Here is a 24278-nt window from a genome sequence, read left to right as displayed (position 1 = left end):
GGTGGCCCTCACCGTGGGGAGGGCGGGGCCAGTTCGTCCAGGAACTCCGCCGCGAGGTCGAGGAACTCCTCGGGGGCGTCCGTCGTCAGCTGGAGGTCCACGAGCACCTCGTCGGTCCGGGCCGTGCACATCTCCCTGAGGTGGTCGCAGATCTGGCGCACGGTCCCGCGGTGGTGGGTCTCCGCGGGGTCGGCCTCGGCCCTGGTGATCTCGGGGTTCACCCGGAACACCCGGCGCAGCCCGGCCGGCTCCCGGCCCGCCCGCTCGGCGGCCTCGACGGCGACCGCCCACAGCGCGTGGAAGTAGGGCAGCGGCATCGAGGCCGCCAGCCAGCCGTCGGCGCGCCGGCCGACCCGCTCCAGGGCGTACGGGGTGAAGCCGCCCAGCAGCACCGGCGGCCTCGGGCCCTGGTGGGGTTTGGGCAGGACGGTCGACTCGGGGATCGTCCACAGGGAGCCGGTGTGGACGACCGGATCGCAGCGCCACACGGCGTCCAGGACGTCGAGGGTCTCCTCCAGCCGGGCCCCGCGGCCCTGCCAGGGCACCCCGACGGCCTCGTACTCCTCCCGCATCCAGCCCAGCCCGATGCCCACGTCCAGGCGCCCGTGGCTGATCAGGTCGAGGGTCGTCAGCGCCCGGGCGAGCACGAGGGGCGGCTGCCACAGGGCGTTGAGCGTGCTGCTGCCGAGCCGGACCCGCTCGGTCGCGGTGGCCGCCACGGACAGGGCGAGCAGCGGGTCGAGGTGGGTGCCGTACCGGACGGGCATCCGCCCTCCGCCGGCGTAGCCGTCGGGCGGGTCGAGCGGGGACAGCAGCCGGTCACCCACCCAGAGGCTGTGGCAGCCCAGGTCTTCCAGCGCCGCGCACATCCCGGCGGTGCGGTCGGGGTCGGCGAACGGGCCGAACTGGGGGACGGAGAATCCGATGCGCATCGGTGGGAGTTCCTCGATCGGTACGGGACGGGACGGGGACGGCACGTCAGGCGGTGGCGCGCCGGCCGCGGACGCGGACGGTCTCGCGGCGGTACTGCCGCTGCCCGAGGAGCTTCCACAGCACCCGGGCCGGGAGGGGCAGCCGGGCGAGGAACTCCTCGCGTTCCTCGGGCGAGGCGTCCTCCAGGATGGCGCCCAGGGCGATCATCAGCCGGTTGCGGGGCGTCTCGGCGAGGCCGCGCTCCCCCACCGCGTGCCACTGCTCCGCGCTCACGTGGAGCGCGACCAGCGGCATCACCTCCCGCTCCTCCTCGTCGAGGTGGGCGCACAGCTGCCGGTGGTGCGTGCGCAACGCCTCGGCGAGCTCGTCGCGGTCCTCGACCAGGGCTCGGGCCTGCCACCGGTCCATGAGCCGCTGGACCTCGGCGATCCCTTCGGTGAGCGCGTGGTGCTGCGCCTCCATCGCCAGGACCTGTTCGGCATCGAGGTCCAGGTGGGGCAGCAGCACCGGCCACAGCATCTCGTCCTCGCCGGTGTGATGGGTGTGCAGGCCGACGGAGTACAGCCGCCAGTGCTCGGCGAGGATCCGGGAGCGGGCGGTGTCGGCGGGGCGGACCTCCTGGACGAGTTCGGCCAGCAGGCGCGACTCGCGGCGGAACACCTGGTGGACCATAGCCATCTCGCGGGTGTAGGGGTGGACGGTGGTGACGGAAGGGTTGCTCGCGTTCATGACTCCCAGTCTTCGGGGCGCGATTGCACGCCACTTGCAGCCGACTTGCCACGCCCTGCCGCGCGGACCGTCATGAAACGGCTGATCAGCTGTTCGCGGCTCGCCCAGGAGGTCGGCGCGTCCCGGTCCGCGGTCCTGGCGAACATGCCTTGCAGAGACTGTTGGCCGACCCTCCGGCTCTCCGGGGACGGAGTGCAGAAGACGTCGAGCACTTCTTCGGCGCCGGCGCCGATGTCGCCCTCGCCTGACGGCTCGACCTCGCCTCCTCCATCCTGCTCGTCCCCTGCACCCGCACGCACCTGGCCGAGAACCTCACCACTGCTTCGGTGGGGCTCGACCGACACCGTCGCCGACTGATGCTCCGCAACCTCCTCGACGTCTTCAACGAACCCGATCCCGACCGCCGGGCCAAGGCGGTCGCCCGCTGCAAGGACGGCGTCATCGTCGGGCTCTGCACCCTCGTCACCGAGGCCCTCCCGTCGTGACCACCTGAGGTCCCGGGCGTCCTGGCGGGACGCGACGGCGTGCTCAGGGCTCGATGACCAGACGTTCGACCAGGTTGTCGCGGAGGACGAACCGATAGCGCAGGTCGACGCTGCCCCCGGGGAAGTCGCCTTCGAGGTGGTGCGTGGCGACGTAGTGGGTCGGATCGAGCTGCTGCGCCTCAGTGAGCTCGACGGTGTAGGTGAATTCAGTGGCGGAGCGGTTCAGCCACTGTTCGATTGCAGGAGCACCCTGGTACGTCCTGCCCTCGTCGATCACGATGGCATCGCTGGTGAAGGCGGTGACCGCGGTCGCGGTGTCGTGGTCTTGGTGGGCCTTCAGGTAGCGGGTGATCGCCTGGGGCAGATCGCTCGGGGTGATGGTGCGGGGCTGATGGCTCATCATGACGGTCCTCCTGGCTGTGGGGGCTCAGACGGTGGGGGTCGTACCGCCATCGATGACGTGTTCGGCGGGACCGCGGCCAGCAGGTTGACGTTGAGTTCGCGGACCCAGTCCATCTCGCCGAGCGCCGGGAATCCACCGGCCGGAGCCTCGGAGCCGCCGAGGGTGTGGACCAGGATGCCGACACCTCCCAGGCGTGCCTCCACTTCGGCGGTCACCTGGTCGGCTCCTCCGGCGGTCGACAGGTCGGCAGCGATGAAGGTCTTTTCCCCGACCTCCTCGGGGCGGCTGCGGGCGGTGACGAGCACGTCGGCGCCGGCTTCGGCGAGCCGTCGGGCGAGCGCGGCCCCGGTGCCCTTGGTGCCGCCGGTGACAAGGGCACGGCGGCCTTCGAGCGATTCGCTGACGGGGCTGGTCATGGTGTCTCCCGGTACCTGCTGTGCGTGTACGGCGCGACGCCCGGAACTGCTAAAATAGAAGCCACTAACTTCGACTTTAGCAGCAACCGAGGGGACGGCCACCTTGGCGCGCCGCATCAGGCTGGAGGACCGGGAGTGCCCGCTGTCCACGACGGTGGAGCACGTCGGTGAGTGGTGGACGCTGCTGATCCTCCACGACGCCTTCGACGGCTACACCCGCTTCGATCAGTTCCAGGAGAACCTGGGCATCTCCTCCAGCATGCTCACGGCCCGCTTGAAGACCCTCGTGACGGACGGATTGCTGGAGCGTCGGCCCTATCAGACCAACCCGGTCCGCCACGAGTACGTGCTGACCGAACTCGGGCGCTCCCTGCGCCCGGTGATCGTTGCCCTGGCCGCGTGGGGCAATGCCCGGCTGGAGCCGCACGAACGCAGCATGATTCTCGTCGACGCGGAAAGCGGGGAGGAGGTCGAGCCCGTAGTCGTCGACGCCAGCACCGGCCGCCGACTCGACGACAGCCATGCATACGTCTTCGCAGCGGGTCCTGCAGCCAGCGACGCCATGCGCAGCCGCTACGGCCACCGGCGACCGGGTCCAGTGGCCCCAACGGCGGGTACGTAGGCGGGCCACGGCGAAGAACGGCCCGGCCGGTACCCCGAGCACGCCGACGCCGTGACCGCCACCATCACTGGATCCGGCGCCCACACCGCCCAGACCCTGTTCAGCCTCTACGGCGATGCCCTCCGCCCCGGCCCGGCACCCGCCACAGACACCGGGCTCCGCGCCGCCGAGCCCCTGGTCCGCAACCACGACGGCCTCCACGAACGCCCTGCACGAGGCATCGCCCGAACCGGCCCGACGGGTGTCGGAAACCGTACTGGTGGATGCCGCTGACGCCGGCGGCCACGAGGTCCTCCTGCACGACTTCCTCACGTACTCACCAATAGTGACGGTACATAGTGGGGCAAGAGCCTCCACCGCCCCTGGGAGGCCAGATCTGACAGTTGGCACAGACACGGTTGACTGAGCGTCGGCCCTCACGCAAGACGCCGTTCCAGCGGCAGGACAGGGTTGCGGGCTCCGCCTTCGCTGATTGCGTGGTGACGAAGCGGATGAGCCACGCGGTAGGGCTGCTCACGATGACCGGCACCGACGGCCTGGCGGGAGAACTCCAGCTCCACTTCCCCCGCCGCTACGGCCGGCACTACTGGATCGGGCACGCCCTGACGAAGCACCCAGGCCAAGACGCGGATCCCCGTACCGGTACGGCCGTGGATGCTCCCCGCTGCCGCCGGCTGCGGTGCCGGCTGTTCTCCCCGCTGGGACTTCTCGAAATGCTTCAGGAGAGCCGCGGTCGCGGTCGGGACGTCGGCGAGGATCCGGACGACGCAGGGGTCCAGGGCGGAGAGCGCCTCGACGAGGTAGTCACGGCCCGGATGTTCTCGGGGCCGGGCAACCCGATCATGTCGATGCGTACGAGAGGCATCGTGGGCTCCTTCGGATCAGCGGTGGTCAGGGCTTCAGAGAGAGCCAGGTGCCGTGGTCGGCGATGCACAGGACGGAGGTGAGGCCGGCGTCGTCGAAGGCGTGCTCGAGGGCCTTGCGGCCTTCGGTGAAGTGGGCCCAGCCGGTGTAGTGGGCGGGGATGTTGACGGGGGCTCCAAGGATGGCGGCGGCCGCGGCGGCGCGGGCGCTGTCGAGGCTGACCGGGCGCTGACGGAACTTGCCGGGGACGCGGGCGGCGCCGGCGTGCAGGACGGTCGCGTCGATGGGGCCGGTGCGGCGGGCGATCTCGGTGACGGTGCGCAGGGAGGCGTTGTCGCCGCTGACGTAGACGGTGGGCAGTCCGTCTCCGGCGAGGACGAAGCCGACGACCTGGCAGTTGACGTCGCCGTCCGCGTCCCGCTCACCGTCCTCGGGGCCGTGGACGGCCGGCACGGCGGTGATGGTCAGTTCGCCGCCGTCCGGGCGGATGAGCGTGTGGGTGTCCCAGGCGCCCAGGCCCTTCGCGGGGCCGCCGAGCCGGCCGGCGCCGCCGGTGGTGGTGAGCAGCAGCGGGGCGGCCAGCGCGAAGGCGCGGCCGCGGTCGTCGAGGTTGTCGGCGTGATTGTCGTGGCTGACCAGGACCAGGTCGACGTCAGCGAGCCGGTCCTCGGTGACGGCCGGGCCCTCGGTCTTGGTCAGGTAGCCGTGCGGGCCCGGGGCGTCGAAGGTCGGGTCGGAGACGATGCGGAGCCCTCCAAGGTCGAGGACGGTGGTGGGGCCGCCGACGACCAAGGCCTGGCCATCGTGGCGGGGAAGGGGGGAAGGCGAGGCCATGCTGCTGCAGCTCCTTGGTCAGGTTGGGAGGGAGGACGGTGGGTGCCCGGGTGGTCCCGGCAGGCCCGTCCCCTGCAGCCGACCGTAGGGAGATGGCAGGGGCATGCGGAAATGCCGCTCCGGTTGCGCCTATGCCTCACCCGCATAGATGCAGGTCGCGGCCGCTTCGATGGCCGCGTCGAGGAAGCGGCGCAGCAGCGCGGAGCCGGTTCTGGCCTCCGGGCGGTAGGCGAGGCGGACCGGGCTGGGCGGTGCGCCGGTCAGCGGCAGGAAGCGCAGCGCGGGGTGGTGGATGCGGCGTTCGGCGACGTCGGGGACGATACCGAGGCCGCGTCCCGCGGCCACCGATTCAAGCCACTCGTCGAAGTTCGCGGTCTGAACGTACCGGCGGGGGCCGTCCCCGTGCGGCCAGCACCAGGAGCCGGTGGTGCCGCTGGCGGTGTTGACGACCAGGGTCCACTCACGGGCGTCCTGCCAGCGCACAGCGTCGCCGACGGCCTCAGGGTGATGGCCGCGTGAGGCGGCCCGCCCGCCGTCCTCGGCTTCCTCGCGGGCGCGGACGGCGACGCGGTGCTCGTCGTACAGGTGCACCGTGCGCACGGCGTCCCCGACCAGCCTGTCGCCGCGCACCAGTGCCACGTCCACACCCTGACGGTCGAGGTCGTCGAGCGGATCGTCGCAGCGCACCAACTCGACCTGTGCACCGGTCTCGCGCTCGAAGCGGGCGATGGCACGCTGGGCCCAGGGGTCGGGCAGCAGCCAGCTGAAACCGAGCCTCAGCGTCGACTCGTGACGGGCGGCGGCCAGAGCCGCGTCAAAGGCGGCCAGAGTCCGCTCCGCGTGGACGAGGAACCCGGCGCCGGTATCGGTGAGGGCGACGCCGCGCGACGAGCGTTCCAGCAGCCGTACGCCGAGCCCCGCCTCCAGCTGGGCGACGGTGCGGCTCAGGGCCGGCTGCGTGATCAGCAATTCCTCGGCGGCCCGGGTGAACGAGCGGCACCGGGCGACCGTGGCGAGCGCCCGCAGGTGCCTCAGCTCAATGCCGGACGCGCTCGCGGCGCCGGGCGCGGTCACCGTCGTCTCGCACTATGCCTGGTGGACATGGATGCAGCGTAACCGGCATGTCCACCCTCCGCGCCAGCGGCCTGGCGTCGCTGCGGAAGCCCCTTTCCCGGAGAAGACCGCGAAAGTGCGTGATCATGAAACAAGCGCTTGTGATGGCCGCCCACACCTGCACCGCAGCCCGGGCCGCCTGCCCGTGGCCGACCGTGCTGCGGGGTGCTGCGGGCCGCGATGGGGGTGGGCGGTTCACGTACACGCACCGTCATAGTTCGCCCCGCGATGAATCCCCACCGGAGGCCGCTTCCGTTCTACTTGTGCCATATCGTGACATTGGTTCCTCGCGGTCAGGCTTGGCGGGCGCAGGATGCGAGGCGATCGGCGAGCGCGGTGACGAGGTCGCGTAGTTCATCGGGGCGCTCGATGACGAACGGCCGGTTGAGTGCGGCGAGCACCGGAGGCAACCAGTCGAGCCGCTCCGCCCGCAGCTCGACGTGCAGCCAGCGCTCGGCCGCCGCCCGGTCCCCGCCTGCGACGGGCTCGTGCTCCTCCAGGCTCGCGACGCCGGCGGGAAGGTGGGCGCGGATCTGCTCGACCGTCCCGTGGATCCGCAAGGTCACCTCATGCCGGTACTCGGCCGTGGCGAACCCGGACAGCACGCGCTGTGCCGGACCGGGACCCATGGGCGCTTCGAATGAGCCGGGCAGGGTCCTCGCCTCTGCGATGCGATCGAGCCGGAAGGTTCGGTCCTCGCCGATCCGGGCGTCCTCGCCCGTGACGTACCACCGGCCCGAGTGGGCGACGATCCCGTACGCGTGCAGCGTGCGTTCGCTGCACCGTCCGTCGCGGTCGGTGTAACGGATCGAGACCGGTCGGCGGCGGTGCACCGCATCGGCGAGGGTGAGCAGGACCTCGGCGTCCGGGGTGTCGAATTCGCCGGGCTGATCCGTGAAGGCGAGAGCCTCCAGGAGTGTGTCGAGCCGACGGGCGATGTGCTGGGGCAGCACCCGCCGGATCTTCGCCGACGCCGTCTCGTTGGCCGTGCGCTCCGCCGTCGTCAGCCCTGCCCGGCGGCCGGCGACCAGGCCGAGCAGCACGGCCAGCGCCTCGTCGTCGCTGAGCATGAGCGGAGGCAAGCGGTACCCGGGGGCGAGCCGGTACCCGCCGTAGCGGCCGCGCACCGATTCCACGGGCACGTCCAGGTCGATCAGGTGATCCACATAGCGCCGCACGGTGCGCCCTTCGACGCCGAGCCGGTCGGCGAGTTCGGCCACGGTCCGGGTGCCGCCCGACTGCAGCAGCTCCAGGAGTGTCAGCACGCGGGCGGTGGGTCGAGGCATGTTCGCAGCGTAACGCGAATACAGGACCGATTCTGTCCACTATTTCTCCTAGCCTGCGACGTGCACGCCTCCAGTACAGCCAAGGAGATTCCCATGGACTTCGTCTCGATCCGCATCATCACCGGCGACGTAGCGCGCCTCGTCGACTTCTACGAGCGAGCCACAGGGGCGCGGGCGACGTGGGCCACCGAGGACTTCGCCGAACTCAAGACCGCGGGCGCCACCCTCGCGATCGCCGGCACGCGCACCGTCCCGCTGTTTGCCCCTGGCTCCGCCCGCCCGGCGGAGAACCACAGCGTGATCACCGAGTTCCTCGTCGACGACGTGGACCGCGTTCACCAGAACCTGACCGGCTTCGTCACCGACTTCGTCACCGAGCCCACCACGATGCCCTGGGGCAACCGGTCACTGCTGTTCCGCGACCCCGACGGCAACCTCGTCAACTTCTTCACCCCCGTCACCCCAGCGGCCATCGAAAAGTTCGCACGCTGACGCCACACACAGCCGCTCACTCGGGAGACCTGAGATTCCAGGGCTCCCGAAAGGGGGGGACATCCCGCTCGCTGCTGCGGTCCGCGTCATTCAGGTCCAGACCGCTCTGTTCCCCCTCCCGCTTGCTCCATGGCCTCGGCAAGGCTCCTGGGACGCATGTCGGTCCAGTGTTCCTCCACATAGTCCAGGCATACCTGTCGGGCGGCATCGGCGAGCACGACGGACCAGCCGGCAGGTACATCCGCGAATACCGGCCACAGTGAGTGCTGACCCTCGTCGTTGACCAGTACGTGAAAAACGCCGTCTTCGTCATCGAACGGATTGTTCACCCAAACTCCCTGTGAGCTCGTGATGCTGCGGCCTCAACGGCCCTACACCATCTGCGTCCGATGGAGTCATTCCCACGTCTTCCAGGTGCTGTCGAGGTCGTCGATCTCCTCTTGAGTCAGAGCAAGCAGTGGGAAGTCGGTGGGGGTGTGTCCTCCGGCGCCTGGTCGGGTCGATCTGCGGAACGGGCAAAGCCGCCAGAACCCGACCCGCACACACGCACGGCAAGTAGCACTCTCCGGAACCTCAGCGGGAGGCAACCCAGCATGAATTCGCCACTGACGCGGTGACCTGTGTGGCGAGACGGACGTCGACCCTGCATGGGGCCGGATACGTGGAGCCGGATTGTTCCGGACGGGCAGTGGGAGATCGCGAAGCCGTTGGGGCCGACTGCGTGAGGCGGTCCCGCACCGACTCGAGGATGCCGATCTGGTCGAGATGACCCGAGTGGTTCTCGGTCCAGCCCATGTCCGGGCCGGGGGCGAACTCACAAGTCCGAGCCCCTTGGACCGGGGCAGACCGGGTTCCAAGATGCACATCCTGTCGGGACGCGGTCGGACTGCCCCTGGTCGCTGCCGCCTCAGCCCGCTCAGCGGCGCTGACCAGTCTCAGCGGAACGCGGCGATATTGCGGGCGGCCCACTCGGCGAATGGCCGCGGGCCGCGACCGAGGACCCGCTGGACGTCCGGGCTGATGCGCAACTCGGCCGGGCTCGGGGAACCGAGGATGTCCAAAGTGTCCTCGGCGAGCTCCGCCGGCGGCGCGAGGCTCGGCATCGACGTCGGTGTCGGTGTCGGTGTCGGTGTCGGTGTCGTGCCCAGGAAGCCACAGGTCAAAGGCTTCTGCGTACTCCCACGACGCTGGGTAGTGGAGCGCAGTTTCGGGTGGGTCATGATGCACCGCCGGCTCGCCCGCGGCTACGAGACCAAGCCCGAACACTCCGAGAGCATGATCTGCCTCGCCGCCATCTCCAACCTCGCGAAGCGGGCAACCGGAGAATCCACCTCTGCCTGGCGAGCCGCATAAAACGCAATCACTCATGAACTGCGCGAACCAGACGCCCTCTTACAGCTGGACAGTGGTGCCGGGCTCGAGGCGGTCGATCGGGGTGCCGGTCAGGCCCTTCTCGCCGAGGAGATTGGCGGTGGAGTGCTGGCCGAGGTCGCTGAGCATGAGTTCGTGGATCTGGATGATGCGCTCGGGCTTGACGGTGCGGACGTAGTCGGCGGCTTCGCCGAGCTTTGTCCATGGGCCGCTGGTCGGCAGCAGGAGGGTGCGTACGGGAGCGTCGGGCGCGAAGTAGGCGTCGCCGGGGTGGTAGACGGCTCCGTCGTCGAGGAGGTAGCCGACGTTGTCGGGGCACGGGATGTCGGCGTGGATCAGCGCGTGGCGGTGGCCGTGGACGGTGGCGGTGATGGAACCGACGCTGAAGGTGTCGCCCGCGGCGACGGCCTGGACGCGGCCATCGTGGCTGCCGAGGGTGGCTGCGACCGCGGCTGTGCCGTAGACCTGCAGCCCGGGCTGGGCTTCGAGAGCGGCGGCGACGAGCTTTTCGTCGAAGTGGTCGAAGTGTTCGTGGGTGATCAGGACGGCGTGAGCCTGGGTGACGGCCTCTGCCGCGTCCGGGGTGAAGGCGCCGGGGTCGATGACCAGGCGGGTGCCGTCCTTCTCGAGCGTGACGCAGGCATGGGCGTGCTTGGTGAGCTTCACATCGGGTCCTTTCCGAGCCGACCGCATATCTACAACCAGATTGTACAGTGTGGTTGTAGATATCGCGCCGCGAACGTCGACTGCGACCTGGCTCCAGAACCCCCACCCCTCGCCACAGCGAGGGCCGATGGGAACTCCTGGAGAACCAGGCAGACAATGGAGCCAAGTTGTACAGTTTGGTTGATGGGTGTGGGTAAGCTGGCATCATGGACGAGAATCAGCTGGCCGAAGAACTTCGCCTGACCATCGGACGGCTCGTACGCACTGTGCGCACTGCCGACAAGATGCCGCCCGGCGAGGCCGCCGTCCTGGGCTACCTGGACCGCGGCGGCCCGCTGACCACCGCCGAGATCGCACAACAGCGGGGAGTCAGTCACCAGTCGGCCGCCAAGACGGTCAAAGAACTCCTGGCTCAGGGCCTTGTGCATGCCGAGGCACACCCCAGCGACGGGCGCAAGCTGTTGCTTCACCTCACGCCGACGGGAAGTGGCCGTCTGGCCGAGGAGCGCCGAAGGCGTGCGGACTGGCTCGGCGTCGCGATCAACGATGTCCTCAGTTCCGATGAACGAAAGACGCTTGAGGCGGCGCTGCCTCTGCTGTCACGCCTGGCCACACACTTGAATGGCAAGTAGCCCAGGGACTGTCGCTTGGGTCATCGAGCGCTGTGCATTGTGAAGTTGCAGGTCACGAGTCTGTGTGCGTGATGTTCGGAATGCCCACGCTGGTCGCGCACGGATGACTTCGGCGAAGATCGTTGATTGCCGGGAGACTTCGTACTTGCCGCGCACCGCCAGCTGAAGGCCAGGGCTTCGGCGGTAGGCCGTGTTTCTCCGATCATGATCGGAGCCAGATGACGAGTCGGTGTCACCCGCCGCGTCAGCGGCGGCCTGGACGGGCTGGAGCAGCCGCCCCCAGGCGACGTCGGCCGACCACAGCAGATGCCTCCTGTGGCCACGGACCGAAGCATTCGGGCAGCTCACGCCACTGGCAGCTGGTGCGCAGCCAGTGAATGATTCCGTTGATCACCTGACGGTGGTCCCGCCACCGACCGCACCGGTTGTTGCTGAGCGGCAGCAGCGGCTCCAGCACCGCCCACTCGTCATCCGTCAGATCCCCCCTGCTCAACACACCCCGAACAACGTCACATGATCGGAGAGGCACGGCTGAGTGCCGGGCACTGACACCAGGGCGCGCTCAAGCCCTCCGGGCCGTACCAGTAGGCGGTGTTGACCGCGCCGTCCTCTCCGACCCACATGACCTCCATGTGTTCCGGCTTGTGCGAGACCGCGGTGCGACCGATCGCCAATGGACCCGGGGAGAGCTGGTAACAGGTCCAGTCCTGCCCGTACCAGTACGCGCCGTCGAGGGATCGGGGGCGGCTGTCCCACCACACTTCCATGTGCCCGGGTACACGCGAGAGCGCGGCCAAAGGCGTCGTGGTGAAGTCAGTGTCCACCGGCGCGATCCCCCTGACGCGACACCTGTCGCCCTCGTACCAGTAATGGGTGTCGATCCCGCCCTCAGGGCTCCGACTGCAGGAGAAGGCCTCCATGCTGGTGGGAATCCGCGACACCGCCGCCAGGTGGGAGGACACCGCGCCGTCCCCGCTGATCTGTTCGCCGGCGATGAGGTCGGCGTCCAGAGCGCGCGGTCCTGGTCTTCGAGCAGCACCTGGCCCCCCGTCTCGTCGACCCTTGCCGCGCCCCGGCGTCGGTGAGGAGGAGCGCGAGCAGCCCCGTCACCTCGCGTTCCCGGGGAGCAGCCGGTCCAGGATCCGGGCGAGCCGCATGGCCTCGTCGGCCAGGTCAGGGCGGAGGAGGTCATCGCCGGAGCTGGCGGCGTACCCCTCCGTGAAGACGAGGTAGACGACGCGGAGCACACTGGGCAGCCGCGCGGGCAACTTGTCCGCGCCGGGGACGCGGAACGGGATCCGCGCGCTGCGGACCTTGCGCTTCGCGCGCACGATGCGCTGGGCCATCGTCGCGGTGGGCGGCAGGAAGGCACGGGCGACTTCGGGGGGCAGGCCCACGAGGAAGCGCAGGGCAGCGCAGTGTGCGCCTTGGGGGTGATGGCGGGGCGGCAGCAGGTGAAGAACAGTCGGCCTCTCGTCGGGGATGTCGTGGAATCCGGGCTCGGCGGGCCGCGGCGGCCGCCCGGTCGCTCTCCACCCGCCGCGCCGCGAGCCGCTCCGCGTACCAGGCCAGTGGCCTGTCCGGCACGCCGTCGGCCGGCCACCGCCGCAGCGCGCCATCGGCTCCGGTATCGGCCAAGGCATGGGCCCGCACCTTCGGCTGTGCCCCGTCCACCGTCTACCCCCTGCGAACGCCGCTCACCGAGCGCGGATACCTGGTCCGCGCGGACGGCGGCTACGCCCTCGGGTACCGGATCCCCGCCCTCCACCGCTCGTTCCAGAACCAGATGGGCCTGGACGACGGCATCCACGGGCTGCTGGCGCGGTTGCGGCAAGCCACCCGCGCCTCGGCCAAGTACGTGGCCTACCAGGCGACGACCTGCTGATCGCGGACATCAGAACCGCCGCCGTCGACGGCGACGAGGGCCCCGACCTCGCCGTCGGCGTCGACCCGCGCAGTCACGCCTGGGCGCACGGCAAGATCGCACTGGCCTCCGCCGGGCCGGCGGCTCGCCGCCGCTACCTCGAAGAGCCCGGACTGCGCCGGTTCACCCCGCACACGATCGCCTCCGCCGAGTGGCTCGACGAAAACTCCGGCAGATCCGCAGGACCGGAGTCGCCCTCGGCCTCGAGAAGGCCCAGGAAAGGCTGGCCTGCCTGGCGTCGCCCGTTCTCGGCGCGGACGGGGACGTGATCGGCTCCGTCTCGCTCTGCGTCCGCCCGGACGACCTGCACACCCGCCGGCAGCAGCTGATCGCCACCGTGCGGGAGGCGGCCAGGAGGCCACGCAGGTCAGCCGGCGCTGACAACGCGATGGGCTGGTGATACCGGTGTCAACCGGTATCACCAGCCGGCTATCCGCTGCTAGACCGCGGTTCCGCAGCCGCCGTAGCTGATGAAGCTGTAGGCGAGTGCCTCAGCCGGTCGGGCCCGGTCGGCCAGGGTCTGGAGATTGAGGATCGACATGTGTGTTCACCTCCTTGCCGGATGCGTAGGTCAGGGCTCTCGGTCACCGTTGGGCGCGCGACGCGCTAGCCGGCCGCGACGGTGACAAGAGTGAGGTTGTCGCAGTGCCCGATGCTCCAGGCGCTGCCGAACAGCGGCTGGTCAGCGGCCTCGGCGGCCAGGCTCTGAAGGTGCAGGACCGACATGACGGTTCTCCTCTCGTTCTCATATCACGGTGTCGTCGCAGCCCAGGGAAATAAGGCTGCCCATCAGTCGTTCCGCGTCCGGCTCCCGCTGGAGGCTCTGAAGTGCAAGGATGTGCATGGGTGTTCACCCCCTTTCCTGTCGGACCTGAAACCGGGCGAACCGTGGCTCAGATCGTCACTTGGCAGGCGATGCTGTAGTTGCTGTGCAGCGCCTCGGCACCGTCCTTGGTGGTCTCGAGCTGCTGAAGATCGAGGATGGGCATGGTTCTCACCTCCCTTCCGTTGAAGCGGGGTACCGAACCGGAGGAGCCGGTTCAGCAGGCTGACGCGGCGGTCTGTGGACTCCGACCGCCGAGCAGCGGGAGAAGGTGGTCGATCCGGCGGTGAACGGCATCCATCGCCGCGAGCACGCCGGCGGTACCGGCCGCGAGGTCCATCGACAGCCGGACCAACTGCTCACCCGGAAAGGCGAGGCCGCCGCGATGGGGAACGGAATGCCACCACAGCTCGCGCAGATGGCCCCTGATCGCCGCCTCGTCATCACCCTGCCCGGTGACGCTCAGGAAATACAGCAGTCCGGCACGGCCATGGAGCAGCCCGGGAAAGATGGTGAACTGATTCCGCGCGGCCTTTCGGATACCGGCCAGGGCGCCGGAGAACTCGGCGTCGGTGCGGTGACGCGTATAGGCCGCCAAAGCGAGCCCGATCCCGATGGAACCGGAACCGAGATAAGTAACCGCTCGCCAGCCGTCGTTGACCTGCAGCGACCCGTTGAAGTCCGCGCACCGCCCGAGGTCGCGACGCACTGCTTGTGCGGCGAGATCGAGGTAACCGCCGTCACCGGTCCGCTCGTACAGCCGCGTCAGGAACAGGGCCGCTCCGGCCGCCCCGGTCGCCCAGCCGGCGCCGGGGGTGACGCTCTCGTCACCCGGCCGGGTGAGCGCGGCTTCAGTCCGGTCGGCGATCTGGCAAGCCTGCTCCAGATAGCCGCTGTCGCCGCTGCGGCCATGGAATCCGAGGGCGGCCAAGCCCGCGCCGGGCAGCCCCGTCAGCAGGCTCAGACTGGACAACTCGCCGGTGCGGGCGATGGCCTGGCTCATGATGGAGGCGGCATGGCTGCGCCGCCCCAGCAGGTCCAGGACTGTCGCCACGCCGCACAATCCGTTGAACAGCCCGGCCGGTGCGAGGGCGGCGGTCCGGCCGGCGGCCGCGACGAGCCAGTCGCCCCATGCAGGGTCGACGGCATGCCCCGTCGCGTGCAAGGCGTAGAGGACTCCCGCGGCGCCGTGGGACAGGCCGATGCCACCCCCTTCCCTCGATCCACCGGGGTCGTTGGGGAAAAGACGGTCGGTGCGATCAGGGGTGGACGAATTCGTGATCGCGGCAGTGAGCAGCTCCCGGTTCGCTTCCCAGGTATGCGAAGCCAGTCCGGGCTCGGACGCCACGGCGGTGACACCGGCAATGGTCCGCATGACGGCGGCGGCGCGGGTGGCGTACCCGGTCGGCAAGGGAAAGCGCTCGTGCGCCCAACGCGCTATCTGGGTCGGCTTGTCGGGGACGACGGAAGCCATGGCGCAGAGCGGTACGAACTGTCCCACCCTGAGTGCGGCCAGTCCGTACCCGTCGATCTCCGTGCCGGTGACATGGCGGGGTGCGGCATATCCGGGCGCGCCGAGAAGTCCGGTACGAGGGCTGCCGATCGGGTGGGCGGCTTCCAGGTCGACGAAGGCGACGCTGCCGTCGGGACGGATGATGATGTTATGGGGGTGCAGGTCGCCGAAGACGATTCCGGTCTTGTGGACTACGGCCACCGCCTTGTCCACCCGGTCGATGACATCGAGGGTCCAGGACGTGTACTCCGCATAGTCACCATCGGTGGCATCAGGGCGGACCAGCGGCTGACGCAGCACGGTCATCTTCCCCAGGGGATCGCCTTCGACGTACTCCTGGATGAGGAAGTGGTGCTCCCAGTAGACCTCGTAGCCGAGTACGCGGGGGACGAGCCCGGTCCCGGCCAGCGCTAGGAGCATGTCGCGTTCTCGTCGGAGGCGGACGACGGCGTCCAGTCCTTCGGCGTCGAGACCTGCCAGCGGCCGCGCTTCCTTGAGGACGACAGGCTCGCCGCTCGTCCGGTCCTTGGCCAGGTATACCCCGCCGCCATTGGAGAAGTGCAGCGGCTTGACGATCTCGTAGGGCAAGTCGGCCCTGCTCACCGCGGCGAACTCGGCGATCCTGTCCTGGACGAAGTCGGGGACGGGCGCCCAGTCGGGCAGGGTGAACGCCGCTGTGCGCAGGTCGGGGACGAGTGCGCCGTCAGGCCGGGCGATGGCCGGCACCGGCTCGTCGGCCGGCCCGGTGGTCCACCGTGCGGTGTATCCGCCGTACCGGATGAATACAGGGCTGGTGTCGTTCCAGCGCAGATCGGAGAGGATGTATGGGCCGCGCTGCCCTTCCAATCCGGTGGCGAGGTCGGCCAGGAGCTCCCGGAGTTCGCCATCGTCGGCAGGGTAGATGGTAATGAACTTGCCGGAGGAGCCCCGGTGAGAGTATTTGGAGTTGAACGCCGCCAGCAATTGGGCACTGCGCAGATATTTGAAAGCCGCGCGGTGACGGGTGCAGATGGCCGCGGCCGTGTCCAGGATCGTCTGCGCGGCGTCTGCAGCAGCCGAGACGTGGATCTTCCAGCCCTGCGACGGCAGCCTCCTGCCGAAGGACACGCGCACCCAGACGCCCTCGTCCTCGATCCTCGTGCCGTTGCCGACCGGAGGTGGTGTCCATCGCGTCTTCTCGTCCCGGATTCGCTGAGGTCCCTCGAAATACACCGGATCGGCGAGACAATGCAGATGCACTTGCAACAGGTCCATCGGGGCTCCTTCGTTCACCTCGGGATCCTTTGACGAGGTCGAATGCGGTATGACCGTTGAGGTCCGTCCGCGCCGATCGGTGTATTCCACCGGCCCTCCGGTTCACCCGGGGCCGGTTCGAGGCCGGATCATCCGCCCTGTCACTGCCGCCAGTTGAGAACCGTTGTGTTCGTAGCGGCGAGTACCAAGCTGATGGGCTCCACGTACGCCTGCCGGAATTGCTCGTTGCCGCCGACTACTGTGCCCAGCGCCTGGTTGCCCGACAGCACCGCGCCACCGCTGTCTCCGCCGGACGCATCGATGTCCCTCAGTTTGATGAGGTTGTACGTGGTGTGGGGCGGATTCAAAGAGTCCGTCCAGGTCTCACCGTCGTCGACGACCGTTCCGCAGGTCCATCCGGTCTTGACACCCGACTTGCAGACATTCGCGCCCGCAGTCGCGTTGGCCCAGCCGTCGTAGGCTGTGAAACTGCCGTTGTACTGGGTGACCCATGTCCCGAAGGGGTGCCAGTTCCGCGGGCGGAGCACGCCTACGAGGGCGAAGTCGTTCCGGTCGTAGTCGCGATCTGCCACTACGCCGATCAGGCCGGAGCCGTCGTTGCGGGATACGATGTCGCCGGATTTGTCCACGCAGTGGCCCGCGGTCACCATGGAGGTGACCTCCCCCCGCTGGACCATGATTCCCGCCGAACACGTTCCCCTGGGTGTGGTCAGTCCGTCCCCGCCAACCAGACCCATTCTGGCGCTTTTGCCCGGATGGTGCTTGATGGTGATCTTCGCTGCGCTGGAAGCGGTGTTGAGACCGGCGCGAGCCAGAAGTTCATCGGCGGCCTTGGGGCTCCCCTTGCCGCCGGACTTGGCCGGCAGGTCGATCTCGACCCGATTGGTCCTCGGATTGATGCCCCATGAGGAGTCCTTTGGCGCGTGACCCCGCTGGGCGACCTTGTCCAGAGCCGCCTTGACGCGCTCCAGGTCAGCCATCGAGTAGGCCGCGTCATGGGGTACGGCTCCTGCGCCGCGAATCCTGGTGGACTCGGAAGCGTCGAGGGCGTTCGCGTTCAGGGTGCCGGCGACCGGGTCGATCCAAAGCCCCGCGAAGCGGGACCCCAGTTGCTTTCGAAGCGTTTCAGCGCTAGCCGCGAGTTTGGGCTGACGCTTGAGATTGGCGACGATGCGGGCTTTCGGTATGCCCAGTTGTGGCTGGAGCGCGGCTGCCATGGCGTCCAGGGACGGGCGCCCCGATGGTGTCCCGAGCGTCAGGTCCGGACCTCCGGCTCTGCCGGCTTCGCCGGATGCCTGCGCCGGTATCGCCACTATGGAGCCGGCGCCCACCACGGCGAGCGCGGCAAGCAACTGTGCCGTACGTCGCACCTTCACTGGCGTCCTCCTTCGTCGAGGCATGCCGCCGGTGCCCGGCAGCGTGCGGTCCGGCCGTACGCCGACGAGCCTCGTTCCAGGGAGGTCGGTTCGCCGCGGATCGGCATGGCCGTACCGTCGGCCATGCCGATCACCGCTCGATAAACGGGGCATTTGCACGGTGTTGAACAGCGCTTGGCACCGTCGTCTGCGGTCGGTGGCAAGCGCCGTACCGGACCCAGACGTATGTCCCTGAAAGGATCGGAAATGACCGTGTTCCGTTCGCAACGCTTCCGTCGCGCCTTCCTCGCCCTGGCGGCCTCGGGTGCCGCGCTCTTATCCGGCCCGGTACTCGCCGCGGCACCCGCAGCAGCACTGGGGAATCCGTCGATCCACTGCGACTCCAGCTGCCTGCTGCCGAATACCGACTGCGGTGGGACCGCGCCCACCTCGGTCGACCGCTTCACCAAGCACGCGCGGGACCGGATGGCTGAGCGCGGGATCAGCGAGGACCAGGTCCACAAGGCGGTCGAGCTCGGCGCCAGGACCGCTGTGTGCCAGAAAGACGGCAAGTGGCGTTATGAGCTGGGCTCGGCAGCCGGCATCCTGAAAGTCATCCTTGTCTGGAGCCACGACAGTGCTGCGGTCGTCGTGACGGTCTTCTGGAATGAGTAGCAGGCGACGTCATCTTCTGGGGGGAGGGCGACAGTCGTCGCCGGGCTCCGAGGGCACGCCGATGAATCCGCTCTCCTCAGCGGCTCGGCTGCTGCCATTCCGGGCGCCATTGGCCGCCCGCCAACGCCGTCCGCGTGGGGCGGGCATCACCGGACAGGCGGCCGGGCCGTGCGGCCCGGGCTCGCGATGACGGCTCGCCTCGAACCGACCGCCGCCCACGGCGCCGAATGACGGAGCGGCTCGTCACCGCCAGGGCGCGGCCGGGACGGCTGCCCGCCGGTCAGCCGTGCCTTTCCGGACCGAGCGCCGGGTCATACGCCGGTTCGCGCCCCGCGGCGGACCGGCCCTTTCGGCACTGACCGGCACCCAGCCTTCCTGTGGGACGGGGGAGCGGGTATCGGGCTGCGGTTCCCGGCACTGGACGGTCCGCGGGGCAGGGCGAAGACGGTCTCCCATCGCAAGGGCGGCCCGGTCGATTCCGATGCGCTCGATCCGGAGGTGCACCGTGACGAGGTCGAGGCGATGCGGCTCCGGCGACCTCGGTGCCGAGGGCGCCACGCGCCGTTCGATCGTCGGTGTGCACGGTCAGGGTGTGAGCGCCGCGGCTGCGGGCGTGAGCGGCGACGTGCCGGGCCAGGGCGGTGCCGGTGCCGCGACGCTGGTGTGCGTTGGCGACCTGGAGTGCGAGGTCGACGACGCCGGCTTCTTGGCTGAGCCACCCGGCGGAGGTCAGGGCGAGGGGGGCGGCCGGCGCGGTCGAGGCTGATCCAGCAGGTGCTGTGCTCCAGCAGGCGTTCGACGTGGCGCCCGGTGACGCGGGTGCGGCCCCAGCGGCGCAGGAGGTTCTCCTGCGAGCACTGCCGGCGGAGGGCGTCAATCAGGTGTCAGTCCCCAGCCCCTGCAGGGCGCGTTCTTGAACGGCGGGGCGCGGATGAATGGACCCGGCGGGGCCGGGCTTGGTTCCCTACTCGCTGCACGAGCCGCCGACCGGCGGAGCCGTCGGGGAGGTCGTGGCAGGCCAACTGCCCGACCTGGGCGCGGAGCGGGCGGGAACGCGCGTCGACCCCCTGGTCCACCGGGCTCCCCGCCTACGTCGGTGTCCGGGACATCGCCCGGGTGCAGCCGGGCGACGTCGTCCCCGTCTCGTCGGCCACCGGCGCGGTGGGCTCCCTCGCGGGCCAGCCCACCCGCCTGTCCGGGGCGTCACGGCTGCACACTGCGCGGCTTCCTCGCCGGCGACCACCGCACCGCACGCCCAAATTCGCCCGCGACATGCGGCGCTGGCTGCTCGCGGGCGCGGTGCGCGCGGACACCACTGTGGTCGCGGGCATCGAGCGCCTGGTGCCGGCGTTCCTCGGCCTGTTGAGCGAAGCACACACCGCAGAACGGCGGTGCGCCTCACTCCCTGACCGGCTCAGGCGCGCTGACTAATGCCGGCTTCGGGTGCAGCCGGGGCTCAGCCTCGCTGACGTGAGCCCCCGACCGGCCTGCTAACTGAGCGCGATGAACCGGTCCCACCCTGCTGTGCCCACAGGGAACGGGCTGTCGAGGCCCTTGATAGTGACCTTCGGGTAGAACAGCAGTCCGGCTTCACTGTCATGGGTCGTCGCCCACAAGTCGGCGGCGCCATCGTTGTCGCCATCACTGCCGGAGGCGATCAGGGGTCTCTCGGCGGCCGTCCAGCCGCTGGCGATCTGGTGCCGTTTGCTCATGTCGGCGAGCCCTTCGCCGGCAGGTCCCGTTCCTGGGTATACGTACAACTGTCCGGTGTCGCGCTGGCGGGCCAGGAGGTCCACGTGACCGTCACCGTTGACGTCACCCGGTGCCGTGAGGTCGAAGCCGTCCCAGCCACCGTCACCGATGAGGATCGGTTCGGTCTCGTCGAGATACCAACTGCTGGACCCGAGGTAGAGCCAGAGGTGTTTACCTTCCTTTACCAGGAGGTCAGGGAAGGAGGGAACATCGGACTGGCCGTCGTTGTCAGCATCGTTGGGGCCGTCAACGTCTCCGATGGCGATAATCTGCTGGGCGTGTGCCCAGTGGTTGTTCGCAGGATCGTAAGCGCGCAGCTCCTGACTTCCCATCGAGCAGCCTTGCGGTTGGCCGTCGACCTCCTCTGCCATGTCACTACAGGCATAGCCGACACCGTTGTTGGGGTGGACGAAAAGTCGTCTCGTACCGTCGGGCTGGAGACGGGCGGAGACGAGGTCCTCGTAGCCGTCTCCGGTCCAGTCGCCACGATGAGTGATCAAAGCGTTGGTGAAGTTCTCGGCACTGACGACCGTGGCTGGTCCGACGCCGCCCTTTCCGGTACCGCTGTACAAGCGTAGATCGCCATTGGTTCGCACACCGTAGAGGTCGGGGTTTCCGTCTCCATTGAGATCACCGGGCCTGTCGGTGGTCTTGGGGCTATTGGCGTAGAAGAAATAGGTTTGCGTATCGGAGGGGTTGCCAGCCCGGTCGAAGCTGCGAGCGAAAACCTTGTGAGCGCCGACGGCCAGCGGGGTGAGGCTGATGGTGGCCTTTCCGCCCGCGGAGGGCGGGGCGGTGGTCCGGGCCTTCCCATCCCAATCGGTCCAGTACTCGTACTTGACAACATCCTTGACGCCGCCCGAGCCGAGAGTGAAACGGCCGGGCGTGCGGGCGATACCGGTCACGGCGGGCCAGCCGTCGCCGCCATCAGGGTAGTCGGACGAGGAGACGTCCGGCATGGCGCTGGGCCGCGACTTGTCGACAGTGAAACGGCAGGGGGCGTTCGGGGCCCACGAGGAGACGCTGTTGCCGTCGTCGGCCCGGACCTGCCACGAGTGGGCGGCTCCGTCCTTGAGGACCGACTTAGACCGTGTCCTACATGGTGGGTTGGTGGTTGGTCTGGTCATGGGGAGTGGGCGGTGGGGCTGGATTGTTCCGGATGGTTTGCGGCGGCTGGCGAAGCCGTTGCTGCCTGCGGCGCGGGTGCGTCCGCAGGGCGGTGGGGTGGCGAACATCGATGACGAGGCGGTCTTCGCCGCGATCGTCTACGTGCTGGTCAGCGGCTGTGCCTGGCGGGCACTGCCTCCGTGTTTCGGGGCCTCGAAGTCCACGGTCCACCGCCGGTTCCTGATCTGGTCACGGGCGGGAGTCTGGGGCCGGCTGCATCAAAAGGTCCTCGAGCTCCTGGACGGCAGGGGACTGGTCGACCTCTCGCGCACGGTGCTGGACTCCGCCCACATCCGCGCCAAAAAAGGGGCGAACTCACAGGTCCGTCGCCCGTGGACAGGGGCAAGCCGGGCTTCAAGATGCACATCCTGTCCGATGCTGCAGGGCTGCCCCTCCGCGTCGGACTCTCCGCGGCCAACACCCACGACAGCCTTGCCCTGAAACCGATGCTGTCCCACTTCCACATGGGACACGAATCCCACGCGGGGGACTCCAAGCCGCAAAGGCTCCACGCCGACAAAGCCTACGACGTCCCTCACCTGCGGAGATGGCTGCGGGGCAAGCGTATCGGCGTCCGTATCGCCCGCAAGGGCATCGACTCCAGCGAACGACTGGGGCGGCGGCGCTGGGTGATCGAGCGCACGATGTCCTGGCTGACCGGCTACCGCCGGCTCACCATCCGATACGAACGCCAACCCCCCAACTGCCTGGCCTTCCTCGGCCTCGCGGCCGCGCTCTGCTGCTACAAACGGCTCCTCAAGCTCACCATGTAGGACACGGTCTAAGGCGTGTCCGACGGGTCGCGTGACCGAGTCGTGCTGGCGTCGTTCTGGTCGACGTGGGGCGAGGGGATCTGTCGGATCGGGAGTGGGCCCGGCTTGAGCCGCACTTGCCGAAGAACACGGGACAGGGCCGGGGCCCACCACCGCCCGGCACGGATACCAGGCCGACGCAGGTGACCCGCCCACCACCGGAACGGACGAGGCGATCGGCCGCTCATGCGGCGGGCTCACCACCAAGATCCACCTGGCGAGCGACGGCGGCTGCCGTCCACTCGTCGTTCTGGTCACCCCCGGGCAGTGGGGTGACGCCCCGCAGATGATCCCGATCCTGGACCGTATCCGTATCCCGCGCCCGGGCGGCGGGCACCCGAGGACCCGCCCGGACCACGTCTGCGGGGACAAAGCCTATAGTTCCCGCCGCAACCGCCGTTACCTGCGGCGGCGGCAGATCCGGCACACGATCCCCGAACGCCGGGACCAGCGGGCCAACCGCCAACGCCGTGGAAACCGCGGCGGCCGACCCACCGGCTTCGACCGGACTCGCTACGCCCGCCGGAACGAAGTCGAACGAACCATCAACGCCCTCAAGGCATTCCGCGCCGTAGCAACCAGGTACGACAACAGAGCGTACGTCTTCCAGGGCACCGTCACCCTCGCCGCGATCCGGCTATGGCTCGGGTGAGAACCTGCCGGACAGTGCCTCGGGGTCAGGGGTGGACCGCCGCAGATGCATCTGCTTGCAGTACTTCTGGTCGAACCAGAGGCGGCGGTTCTCGACGACCTTGTCCAATCGCAGGTTGTCGAACTTGTGGGTGGAGCCGTCGGCGGCTTGGGCGGAGACGCGGATTCGTTCCAGGCACCAGTCGGGACGGCCGCCGCCCGAAGGCTCGAAGCGCACGCAGACCGGGTACACATCCAGGTCTTCGGTGTCGAGCTGGAGCCTGCGGGGGTCGTTGTACTCGGCATTCTTGACCCGGCTCCACCTTGAAGCCGTCGACGCTGATACCAGAGGTGTCCTGGTCCCCAAGGACGAAGATCTTCTTCACGCCGAAATGGAAGTCGGGCGTGCAGGGTCAAAGCCAGTCGACTCGGCCGCCGCGCTCGGCCCTTCGGCTTTCAGAGCGGCCGAATCACCGACAATCACTGTCCGTAAAGAATCTGATTCGTATGGTGACACGTATGGGAGAGTCGATCCGCGCTGACTGCGCGCCCTCCTTCTCACGATGGGACCGTCTATGTCGCCTGATCTGTCGGTTTCACGGGATGAGCGTCTGAAGCGGCTGCGTCAGCGGCTGCAGGGCGGAATGCCCGCCACCACCTTCGAAGGGCGGGTGGAGGCTTCGAAGGGGGCGCGCCTGCTGTACGGGGTGATGCTGCACGGCGCCGCCCGCCTCCAGGCCGGGCTGGAACTCACCGATCTCGAAGCGCGGCTGGTTCGGCCGGTGGCCCAGTTGCTGTCGGAGGAGGAGGTGTGCGACTTCGGCCGGGTGTACCAGGAAGAGGCCGCCACCCGTTCCCAGCTGCTCCCGGACACCCTCGCCGCACGCCCGGTCTCCGAGGGGTACTCCATCGAGGACCTCATCCGGGATCTGCCCGCGTTGCGCGAGGAGATCGCGGCGCAGGCGAACGTGAACACGGTCGACCTCGACTCTCTCCCTCCTGCAGGGGAGGACAGTGCCCCTGCCGCGCCGGACTCCGAGGAGTTCCAGCAGGGGATGGCCGCCTACGGGTACGGGGCGACGCTGGTGACCGCCTCCGAGCACCAGTCGGTCGCGCAGGACAGGCCGCCGCTGCAGGTCGACATGACGCTGCCCAGGTTCTACTGCCGCGTGGAGTCCCATGAGCTCAGCGGGTCGAACGAGATCTACTGGGCCCTGGCCGCCGGCGCCGACGAGGGCCTCAAGCAGGAAAGCATCACCCGCACCTACGGCGATGTGGACGAGGGCGAGACCCACAACATGGACGCGAACACCGTCCTGTTCCGTGGGCAGGTCAGCAAGGTCCTCCTCGTCCACATCGAATGCTGGGAGGAAGACGAGAAGGTCGACCCCGCGCTGGCGGAAACGATCAAGGAGATCGCGACCGCGCTGCAGGACACCGCCGACATCATGAGCGCCCTGCCGGCCGGCACAAAGTGGGAGCTGGTAACCGACTTCGTCGCAATGCTCGGCAACATCGGCCACCTAA

Annotated in this window: 28 protein-coding genes and 4 pseudogenes; 11 read left to right on the top strand and 21 right to left on the bottom strand. The window is 69.0% G+C overall.

What is annotated here, in order from left to right; translation table 11 throughout:
* Positions 1 to 8: 8 nt before the first annotated feature.
* The 3 genes from LE181_RS07895 to LE181_RS07885 are packed head-to-tail and all read right to left on the bottom strand — an operon-like array spanning position 9 to position 2006.
* Positions 9 to 932 carry a TIGR03619 family F420-dependent LLM class oxidoreductase gene (locus tag LE181_RS07895; RefSeq protein WP_225660465.1) on the bottom strand — a complete coding sequence of 308 codons (924 nt, stop codon included), beginning with the start codon at positions 930 to 932 and terminating at the stop codon, positions 9 to 11.
* Between the two features lie 46 nt (positions 933 to 978).
* A complete protein-coding gene (locus LE181_RS07890) occupies positions 979 to 1662 on the bottom strand; it encodes a hemerythrin domain-containing protein (protein ID WP_225660464.1) in 684 nt (227 codons plus the stop codon).
* Positions 1659 to 2006, bottom strand: coding sequence for a hypothetical protein (locus LE181_RS07885; RefSeq protein ID WP_225660463.1), 348 nt, complete (start codon positions 2004 to 2006; stop codon positions 1659 to 1661). Before LE181_RS07885 ends, LE181_RS07890 begins: the two co-directional genes overlap by 4 nt.
* Before the next feature lie 12 nt (positions 2007 to 2018).
* Here LE181_RS07885 and LE181_RS32180 point away from each other — a divergent pair, with 12 nt between their 5' ends.
* Positions 2019 to 2147 carry a hypothetical protein gene (locus tag LE181_RS32180; RefSeq protein WP_263868578.1) on the top strand — a complete coding sequence of 43 codons (129 nt, stop codon included), beginning with the start codon at positions 2019 to 2021 and terminating at the stop codon, positions 2145 to 2147.
* A 43-nt stretch (positions 2148 to 2190) separates the two neighbouring features.
* Here the strand turns inward: LE181_RS32180 and LE181_RS07880 are convergent, their stop codons facing one another.
* A complete protein-coding gene (locus LE181_RS07880; RefSeq protein ID WP_225660462.1) occupies positions 2191 to 2550 on the bottom strand; it encodes a nuclear transport factor 2-like protein in 360 nt (119 codons plus the stop codon).
* A complete protein-coding gene (locus tag LE181_RS07875) occupies positions 2547 to 2966 on the bottom strand; it encodes an SDR family NAD(P)-dependent oxidoreductase (RefSeq protein WP_225660461.1) in 420 nt (139 codons plus the stop codon). Before LE181_RS07875 ends, LE181_RS07880 begins: the two co-directional genes overlap by 4 nt.
* 103 nt (positions 2967 to 3069) lie before the next feature.
* On the opposite strand from LE181_RS07875, the gene LE181_RS07870 reads away from it, so the two are divergent.
* Complete coding sequence (locus tag LE181_RS07870; RefSeq protein ID WP_225660460.1) at positions 3070 to 3588, top strand: winged helix-turn-helix transcriptional regulator; 519 nt, start codon at positions 3070 to 3072, stop codon at positions 3586 to 3588.
* 891 nt (positions 3589 to 4479) lie between these two features.
* Here LE181_RS07870 and LE181_RS07865 read toward each other — a convergent pair.
* From LE181_RS07865 to LE181_RS07855, 3 genes are all read right to left on the bottom strand, one after another.
* Entirely contained in the window at positions 4480 to 5286 is an 807-nt protein-coding gene (locus LE181_RS07865) for an MBL fold metallo-hydrolase (RefSeq protein ID WP_225660459.1), read from the bottom strand.
* Between the two features lie 129 nt (positions 5287 to 5415).
* Positions 5416 to 6360: a LysR family transcriptional regulator gene (locus LE181_RS07860; RefSeq protein WP_225660458.1), complete on the bottom strand. Its 945-nt coding sequence runs from the start codon at positions 6358 to 6360 to the stop codon at positions 5416 to 5418.
* Between the two features lie 332 nt (positions 6361 to 6692).
* Positions 6693 to 7685: a helix-turn-helix transcriptional regulator gene (locus LE181_RS07855; protein WP_225660457.1), complete on the bottom strand. Its 993-nt coding sequence runs from the start codon at positions 7683 to 7685 to the stop codon at positions 6693 to 6695.
* A gap of 93 nt (positions 7686 to 7778) precedes the next feature.
* On the opposite strand from LE181_RS07855, the gene LE181_RS07850 reads away from it, so the two are divergent.
* Positions 7779 to 8177, top strand: a complete 399-nt coding sequence (locus LE181_RS07850; protein WP_225660456.1) for a VOC family protein — start codon at positions 7779 to 7781, stop codon at positions 8175 to 8177.
* Between the two features lie 86 nt (positions 8178 to 8263).
* On the opposite strand, the gene LE181_RS07845 is transcribed toward LE181_RS07850, so the two are convergent.
* Complete coding sequence (locus LE181_RS07845; RefSeq protein ID WP_225660455.1) at positions 8264 to 8506, bottom strand: MbtH family protein; 243 nt, start codon at positions 8504 to 8506, stop codon at positions 8264 to 8266.
* Positions 8507 to 8824: 318 nt separating this feature from the next.
* Here LE181_RS07845 and LE181_RS32735 point away from each other — a divergent pair.
* A pseudogene (locus LE181_RS32735) lies at positions 8825 to 9090 on the top strand (IS5/IS1182 family transposase); the annotation flags it as partial.
* 22 nt (positions 9091 to 9112) lie between these two features.
* Here the strand turns inward: LE181_RS32735 and LE181_RS07835 are convergent.
* A pseudogene (locus tag LE181_RS07835) lies at positions 9113 to 9262 on the bottom strand (NmrA family transcriptional regulator); the annotation flags it as partial.
* 43 nt (positions 9263 to 9305) lie between these two features.
* On the opposite strand from LE181_RS07835, the pseudogene LE181_RS07830 reads away from it, so the two are divergent.
* Positions 9306 to 9530 (top strand): annotated as a pseudogene (locus LE181_RS07830) (transposase); the annotation flags it as partial.
* A gap of 39 nt (positions 9531 to 9569) precedes the next feature.
* Here the strand turns inward: LE181_RS07830 and LE181_RS07825 are convergent.
* Positions 9570 to 10214 (bottom strand): MBL fold metallo-hydrolase, encoded by a 645-nt coding sequence (locus LE181_RS07825; protein WP_225660453.1) that lies wholly within the window; start codon positions 10212 to 10214, stop codon positions 9570 to 9572.
* 206 nt (positions 10215 to 10420) lie between these two features.
* On the opposite strand from LE181_RS07825, the gene LE181_RS07820 reads away from it, so the two are divergent.
* The gene (locus LE181_RS07820) at positions 10421 to 10846 is read left to right on the top strand and encodes a MarR family winged helix-turn-helix transcriptional regulator (protein ID WP_225660452.1); all 426 of its coding nucleotides are present in this window, start codon (positions 10421 to 10423) and stop codon (positions 10844 to 10846) included.
* A gap of 244 nt (positions 10847 to 11090) precedes the next feature.
* Here LE181_RS07820 and LE181_RS07815 read toward each other — a convergent pair whose 3' ends face one another.
* The 3 genes from LE181_RS07815 to LE181_RS07805 form a co-directional block, all read right to left on the bottom strand.
* The gene (locus tag LE181_RS07815) at positions 11091 to 11342 is read right to left on the bottom strand and encodes a transposase (protein WP_372458281.1); all 252 of its coding nucleotides are present in this window, start codon (positions 11340 to 11342) and stop codon (positions 11091 to 11093) included.
* A 13-nt stretch (positions 11343 to 11355) separates the two neighbouring features.
* A complete protein-coding gene (locus tag LE181_RS07810) occupies positions 11356 to 11808 on the bottom strand; it encodes a hypothetical protein (RefSeq protein ID WP_225660451.1) in 453 nt (150 codons plus the stop codon).
* Between the two features lie 144 nt (positions 11809 to 11952).
* Positions 11953 to 12243 carry a DUF6596 domain-containing protein gene (locus LE181_RS07805; protein ID WP_225660450.1) on the bottom strand — a complete coding sequence of 97 codons (291 nt, stop codon included), beginning with the start codon at positions 12241 to 12243 and terminating at the stop codon, positions 11953 to 11955.
* A gap of 23 nt (positions 12244 to 12266) precedes the next feature.
* On the opposite strand from LE181_RS07805, the gene LE181_RS32435 reads away from it, so the two are divergent.
* Both LE181_RS32435 and LE181_RS32430 read left to right on the top strand, forming a co-directional pair.
* On the top strand, positions 12267 to 12731 hold the full coding sequence (locus LE181_RS32435; RefSeq protein WP_225660484.1) for a hypothetical protein: 465 nt from the start codon (positions 12267 to 12269) through the stop codon (positions 12729 to 12731).
* A gap of 190 nt (positions 12732 to 12921) precedes the next feature.
* Positions 12922 to 13170, top strand: a complete 249-nt coding sequence (locus LE181_RS32430) for an IclR family transcriptional regulator domain-containing protein (protein WP_308103105.1) — start codon at positions 12922 to 12924, stop codon at positions 13168 to 13170.
* A 493-nt stretch (positions 13171 to 13663) separates the two neighbouring features.
* Here the strand turns inward: LE181_RS32430 and LE181_RS07790 are convergent, their stop codons facing one another.
* The 3 genes from LE181_RS07790 to LE181_RS07780 form a co-directional block, all read right to left on the bottom strand.
* Positions 13664 to 13759: a class III lanthipeptide gene (locus LE181_RS07790; RefSeq protein ID WP_225660449.1), complete on the bottom strand. Its 96-nt coding sequence runs from the start codon at positions 13757 to 13759 to the stop codon at positions 13664 to 13666.
* 51 nt (positions 13760 to 13810) lie between these two features.
* Positions 13811 to 16360 (bottom strand): class III lanthionine synthetase LanKC, encoded by a 2550-nt coding sequence (gene lanKC / locus LE181_RS07785; protein WP_225660448.1) that lies wholly within the window; start codon positions 16358 to 16360, stop codon positions 13811 to 13813.
* Between the two features lie 140 nt (positions 16361 to 16500).
* A complete protein-coding gene (locus tag LE181_RS07780; RefSeq protein WP_225660447.1) occupies positions 16501 to 17736 on the bottom strand; it encodes a S1 family peptidase in 1236 nt (411 codons plus the stop codon).
* A gap of 246 nt (positions 17737 to 17982) precedes the next feature.
* Between LE181_RS07780 and LE181_RS07775 the strand changes: the two genes are divergently transcribed.
* On the top strand, positions 17983 to 18390 hold the full coding sequence (locus LE181_RS07775; protein ID WP_225660446.1) for a DUF4258 domain-containing protein: 408 nt from the start codon (positions 17983 to 17985) through the stop codon (positions 18388 to 18390).
* A gap of 280 nt (positions 18391 to 18670) precedes the next feature.
* Here the strand turns inward: LE181_RS07775 and LE181_RS32615 are convergent, their stop codons facing one another.
* On the bottom strand, positions 18671 to 19267 hold the full coding sequence (locus LE181_RS32615; RefSeq protein ID WP_225660445.1) for a GNAT family N-acetyltransferase: 597 nt from the start codon (positions 19265 to 19267) through the stop codon (positions 18671 to 18673).
* 613 nt (positions 19268 to 19880) lie between these two features.
* On the bottom strand, positions 19881 to 21101 hold the full coding sequence (locus LE181_RS07765; RefSeq protein ID WP_225660444.1) for an FG-GAP repeat domain-containing protein: 1221 nt from the start codon (positions 21099 to 21101) through the stop codon (positions 19881 to 19883).
* A 166-nt stretch (positions 21102 to 21267) separates the two neighbouring features.
* Between LE181_RS07765 and LE181_RS07760 the strand changes: the two genes are divergently transcribed.
* Positions 21268 to 22082, top strand: a protein-coding gene (locus tag LE181_RS07760; protein ID WP_225660483.1) for an IS5 family transposase whose coding sequence is annotated in 2 segments (ribosomal slippage) — positions 21268 to 21616 and positions 21616 to 22082 — 816 coding nt in all. Because the reading frame shifts where the segments join, the coding sequence is not laid out codon by codon here.
* A gap of 135 nt (positions 22083 to 22217) precedes the next feature.
* Positions 22218 to 22773: pseudogene (locus LE181_RS07755) on the top strand (IS5 family transposase); the annotation flags it as partial.
* Here LE181_RS07755 and LE181_RS07750 read toward each other — a convergent pair.
* Positions 22759 to 22989, bottom strand: coding sequence for a hypothetical protein (locus LE181_RS07750; RefSeq protein ID WP_225660443.1), 231 nt, complete (start codon positions 22987 to 22989; stop codon positions 22759 to 22761). The pseudogene LE181_RS07755 and the gene LE181_RS07750 overlap by 15 nt on opposite strands.
* Positions 22990 to 23347: 358 nt before the next feature.
* A complete protein-coding gene (locus LE181_RS07745) occupies positions 23348 to 24274 on the bottom strand; it encodes a hypothetical protein (RefSeq protein WP_225660442.1) in 927 nt (308 codons plus the stop codon).
* Positions 24275 to 24278: the final 4 nt, after the last annotated feature.

It is taken from the genome of Streptomyces sichuanensis (assembly GCF_020328095.1).
Classification (GTDB): Bacteria; Actinomycetota; Actinomycetes; order Streptomycetales; family Streptomycetaceae; genus Streptomyces; species Streptomyces cinnamoneus.
Note: the sequence above shows the minus strand (reverse complement) of the source record. Positions and strands in the feature narration are given on the sequence as shown.